This window comes from Serratia sp. NPDC087055 (genome assembly GCF_044900985.1).
Classification (GTDB): Bacteria; Pseudomonadota; Gammaproteobacteria; order Enterobacterales; family Enterobacteriaceae; genus Serratia.
The window spans coordinates 1-4,694 of the sequence record NZ_JBJDOG010000015.1; the positions used below are offsets into that span (position 1 = coordinate 1).

Consider the following 4,694-nt stretch of genomic DNA (forward strand, 5'->3'; position numbering starts at 1 on the left):
CTGCCAGGCATCAATTAAGCCAAGAGGCCATCCGCAAGGATGGCCTTTTTGCTGTGTGCGAAAGAAAAAGATTACGCAGCTACGCTGCGCCTCTGGTACAGAGACCTCTCCAAAAATCCCCGAGTAAAGAATAGTTAGTTATATTTATAATTACCCGTAATGTTTAAAGTAAATGAGCAACTTCAGTCATATATTAGCGGGACTGAATAGAATTGTTTAAGTTGTGATAATAAAGTCCATATCGGAGATATTGCGGGCACTCATCACGTTGTTCATTATATTAATTACTTTATCTTGTTAATAGATATAGGAATTACCTAATGAAACAACGGAAAGCATTTATCCTGTAGATGAACTCCAGATAAAAGCAATATCATCGAAAACAAATATTAGCCTAGAGAGCCGAATCGAGTAGACTAGGTGAAGGTTCATTTCCGTATAGGTAATTATCGTTATGTCTACTGAAAGCGCGTCATTAAAAAAACACAATACTTTTGCGCTCCAGGCCAACGCAGCGCATCTGATCATTGCAGACACCATTGAATTAATGATCAAGGTTTGGCAGAAAACGCAGAAACGTCAAGAGCCACTGCTGGTACTCGGTGAAGGGAGTAATGTCCTGTTCCTAGAAGACTTTTCTGGTACGGTCATGATCAATCAATTAAAAGGCATCGATATCAGAGAAGAGGAAGATGCCTGGTTTCTCCATGTCAGTTCGGGCGAGAATTGGCATGATTTGGTCTGCCGCACTCTGGCAGCCGGAATTCCTGGGCTAGAGAACCTTGCATTGATTCCCGGTTTAGTTGGATCAGCCCCAATCCAAAATATTGGTGCCTATGGTATAGAGCTCAAAAACGTCTGTGATTACGTTGATCTGTTGAACCTGAATACGGGGGCTATCGACCGTATTTCGGCATCAGATTGTGGGTTTGGTTACCGTGACAGTATTTTCAAACACCGCTTCCAAAAGGGGCACATTATTGTTGGCGTGGGCCTACGTCTGAACAAGCAATGGAACCCGATGCTGAATTATGGCGATCTGACGAAGTTGGATCCGGAAACGGTAACGCCGCGTCAGGTGTTTGACTCTGTGTGCGCAATGCGCTGCAGTAAGCTGCCTGATCCTAAGGTGACGGGCAATGCTGGCAGTTTCTTCAAAAACCCATTGGTCAGTAATGAAAAAGCCGCGGCGATGATTGCCGAATACCCGGGCATGCCGCATTACCCACAGCAGGACGGACAGGTGAAGTTGGCAGCAGGCTGGTTGATTGATCGTTGTGAACTGAAAGGCCATCAGATCGGTGGTGCGGCGGTACATAGCCAGCAGGCGCTTGTTTTGGTGAATTTGGATAACGCCACCCGTCAGGATGTTGTCGCCCTGGCACGCCATGTACGCAATACGGTAGCGGCAAAGTTTGATGTATGGTTAGAACCCGAAGTTCGCTTTATCGGTAAGGATACTGAGTTAAATGCGGTAGAGGTCCTGTCATGAAAGATACTAAAGTTCCCCTCAGGCTTATTGCCATACTCGCTGATGGCGGCTTCCATTCTGGTGAGCATCTTGGTGAGTTGCTGGGAATGAGTCGTGCAGCGATTAACAAGCATATCCAGACAATTCGCGAGTGGGGCTTGGACGTGTTTACCGTACCGGGGAAAGGCTATAGCCTACCTGGCCCAATCCAATTGCTGGAGGCTGAACGCATTCTCAGCCAACTGGTAGATAAGCGTGTTACCGTGTTGCCAGTTGTGGATTCAACCAACCAATATTTGTTAGATCGCATTGCTCAATTGCAGTCGGGCGATGCCTGTGTCGCAGAGTATCAGCAGGCGGGCCGTGGTCGGCGAGGGCGCCAGTGGATCTCGCCTTTTGGTGCCAATCTATATCTCTCAATGTTTTGGCGTCTGGATCAGGGACCCGCGGCGGCAATGGGCCTGAGTCTGGTGATTGGCATAGTGATGGCTGAGGTGCTGAAAGACCTCGGTGCTGAAGATGTAAGGGTCAAATGGCCAAATGATCTATATCTCAACGATCGCAAACTGGCTGGCATCTTGGTCGAATTAACGGGAAAAACCGGCGATGCGGCACAATTGGTGATTGGGGCTGGCATTAATTTGGCGATGCGTGAAACCAATGCTAATGCGATTAACCAAGGGTGGATAAACTTGCAGGAAGCGGGAATCAATATCGACCGTAATGAATTGGCAGCGACCTTACTCAATGAGTTGCGTCAATCGCTGAAGCAGTTTGAGATTGATGGTTTGACACCATTTATTGCCCGCTGGCGTGCATTAGACAACTTTATTGATAGACCTGTTAAGTTATTAATTGGTGAGCAACAGATTTTTGGTATTGCCCGTGGTATCGATCAACAGGGTGCATTATTGCTTGATCAGAATGGCGTAATTAAGCCATTTATTGGCGGAGAAATATCTCTTCGTGGTGCTGATTAATTATTTTAATAAGGGGCGAAAGCCCCTTATTATTAATCTTTTACTTCCGTAATCGCACGTTTTCAACGGCATGATTAGCGCTTTTAGTCATGATCAGGCTAGCACGCTCACGGGTTGGTAAAATATTTTCATGTAAATTCAGTCCGTTAATCTCATTCCATAATTGGGTGGCTATGTTTATGGCCTCAGGCTCAGGTAGCTTTGAATAATTATGGAAATAAGAGTCAGGATTACAGAAGGCGCCCTGCCGGAATTTAAGGAATCGATTGATATACCAGCTTTGTAGCAACTCTTCAGGGGCATCGACATATATTGAAAAATCAACAAAGTCGGAAACAAAAACACGATGTGGATCGTGAGGATAATCCATGCCGCTTTGTAAAACGTTCAGGCCTTCGAGAATAAGAATATCCGGTTGTTCGATGACTTTATTCCCTTCAGGAACGACATCATAAATCAAGTGGGAATATACTGGGGCTGTCACGCGCTTAGCGCCGGATTTTACTTCAGAAACGAATTTTACCAGGCTGTGCATATCGTAGGACTGTGGGAAGCCCTTTTTCTTCATCAACCCACGCTCGTTTAGCACCTTGTTAGGATGCAAGAAGCCGTCAGTGGTGATCAGTTCTACACTGCGATGTTCCGGCCAGCTGCTGAGCAATGCCTGCAGTAAACGAGCGGTAGTACTTTTGCCAACGGCAACGCTGCCGGCAATGCCGATAATGTAGGGGATTTTTTGTCCATCGGTTCCGAGAAATTGCTCAAGCACCGCCTGACGGCGCAGGTTGGAACTGATATAGAAGTTCAACAGTCGTGATAGCGGCAGATAAATCTGCGCTACTTCTTCCAAAGAGAGATCTTCGTTAATCCCTTTCAGTTTAACAATCTCTTCTTCTGACAGTGTCAGCGGCACCGAGTTTCGCAGCGCAGCCCATTGGGTACGATCGAACTGAAGATAAGGCGTCGCTAAAGATTGATCTCTTTTTATCATAAGCCAAATTCTGCCTGTTAACGCAGGTTGGGAAAGGCGCCGGACGCCAACTCCAGATAATAAACAAGCTGCATATTATAGACAGCTTCGTTTTTGGCGTAGACTTTTTTCGCAAAAGTTGGCGATTAGTATGAGTTTATGTCAATTGTGAGAAGCGGCCCGCAGTCGATGGAGAAAGGGTATCAACCAAGAGCGATACCGCTTTCATGTTGCGATACAGCCATTTTGTAGACAGATTTACGAAAAGGTTCGAAGCCACCTGGCGAAAGAAATGCCCCATTGATTCTTGCAAGAGCAATGAGGTTATAGAAAATCGGCCTGAAACTGATTAATGTTTGCACGCCGTACACGTCGAATTGCCATGCGGCATGCAAAATTGGGCGTTTTGTGAGCGAAAGTGCAGCTAACGCAATTTTTTTGTTGCATAGACCGTCCGCTCTACCTAGAATGCGCTGCACTTGATGCCGGCTTAGCTCAGTTGGTAGAGCAACTGACTTGTAATCAGTAGGTCACCAGTTCGATTCCGGTAGCCGGCACCAATCAAGTCACAGTAGTTAAAATCTGGTGGGGTTCCCGAGCGGCCAAAGGGAGCAGACTGTAAATCTGCCGTCACAGACTTCGAAGGTTCGAATCCTTCCCCCACCACCATATCTTGCCTTCGGCAGTTAACTGGCCAGCGAAAAACGCGCAACGGTTAAATTGCAGAAGGAGAAGGCGTAAGCCTTCGACAAGAATCGAGTTGTGCAGCGCTAGCGCAGCCGGCCCGAAGGGTGAGAGTTAAGCGACGAACAATCCTTCTCCTCCCTAAAAATTCTACAGAAAAGTCAGGTAGCCGAGTTCCAGGATGCGGGCATCGTATAATGGCTATTACCTCAGCCTTCCAAGCTGATGATGTGGGTTCGATTCCCACTGCCCGCTCCAAGATGTGCTGATATAGCTCAGTTGGTAGAGCGCACCCTTGGTAAGGGTGAGGTCGGCAGTTCGAATCTGCCTATCAGCACCACTTCTTATAATCTCGCCCCCTGATTTTCTTTCTGTTCTGGATTCAACAAGCAAATGCTTGGTTGATGTGGTGATACCACCGATTTATCCGTGTCTTAGAGGGACAATCGATGTCTAAAGAAAAGTTTGAACGTTCAAAACCGCACGTTAACGTCGGTACTATCGGCCACGTTGACCACGGTAAAACTACCCTGACTGCAGCAATCACCACCGTTCTGGCTAAAACCTACGGCGGTTCTGCACGTGCTTT

4 protein-coding genes, 4 tRNA genes and 1 other RNA gene are annotated in these 4,694 nt (G+C 46.9%); 8 read left to right on the forward strand and 1 reads right to left on the reverse strand.

From position 1 onward, the window contains the following. Positions 1 to 454: 454 nt before the first annotated feature. Positions 455 to 1,492, forward strand: coding sequence for a UDP-N-acetylmuramate dehydrogenase (gene murB, locus ACI2J2_RS24525; RefSeq protein WP_209640605.1), 1,038 nt, complete (start codon positions 455 to 457; stop codon positions 1,490 to 1,492). After that, entirely contained in the window at positions 1,489 to 2,451 is a 963-nt protein-coding gene (gene birA / locus ACI2J2_RS24530) for a bifunctional biotin--[acetyl-CoA-carboxylase] ligase/biotin operon repressor BirA (protein WP_209640602.1), read from the forward strand. Before murB ends, birA begins: the two co-directional genes overlap by 4 nt. Before the next feature lie 40 nt (positions 2,452 to 2,491). On the opposite strand, the gene coaA is transcribed toward birA, so the two are convergent. After that, positions 2,492 to 3,442, reverse strand: coding sequence for a type I pantothenate kinase (gene coaA / locus ACI2J2_RS24535; protein WP_404761056.1), 951 nt, complete (start codon positions 3,440 to 3,442; stop codon positions 2,492 to 2,494). A gap of 463 nt (positions 3,443 to 3,905) precedes the next feature. Here coaA and ACI2J2_RS24540 point away from each other — a divergent pair. From ACI2J2_RS24540 to ACI2J2_RS24565, 6 genes are all read left to right on the forward strand, one after another. Beyond that, a tRNA-Thr gene (locus ACI2J2_RS24540) sits at positions 3,906 to 3,981 on the forward strand. Between the two features lie 24 nt (positions 3,982 to 4,005). After that, positions 4,006 to 4,090 (forward strand) — tRNA-Tyr (locus ACI2J2_RS24545). A gap of 46 nt (positions 4,091 to 4,136) precedes the next feature. After that, positions 4,137 to 4,251, forward strand: a non-coding RNA gene (locus tag ACI2J2_RS24550) — RtT sRNA. 37 nt (positions 4,252 to 4,288) lie between these two features. Continuing rightward, positions 4,289 to 4,363: transfer RNA gene (locus ACI2J2_RS24555), tRNA-Gly, on the forward strand. A 6-nt stretch (positions 4,364 to 4,369) separates the two neighbouring features. After that, a tRNA-Thr gene (locus ACI2J2_RS24560) sits at positions 4,370 to 4,445 on the forward strand. Positions 4,446 to 4,554: 109 nt separating this feature from the next. Continuing rightward, a partial coding sequence (locus ACI2J2_RS24565) for a GTP-binding protein (protein ID WP_230050329.1) occupies positions 4,555 to 4,694 on the forward strand: 140 nt, incomplete at its 3' end.

Excerpts from the sequence above, each read along its gene's own strand:
- birA (WP_209640602.1), top strand. The coding sequence starts at position 1,489 with ATGAAAGATACTAAAGTTCCCCTCAGGCTTATTGCCATACTCGCTGAT.
- coaA (WP_404761056.1), bottom strand. The coding sequence starts at position 3,442 with ATGATAAAAAGAGATCAATCTTTAGCGACGCCTTATCTTCAGTTCGAT.
- murB (WP_209640605.1), top strand. The coding sequence starts at position 455 with ATGTCTACTGAAAGCGCGTCATTAAAAAAACACAATACTTTTGCGCTC.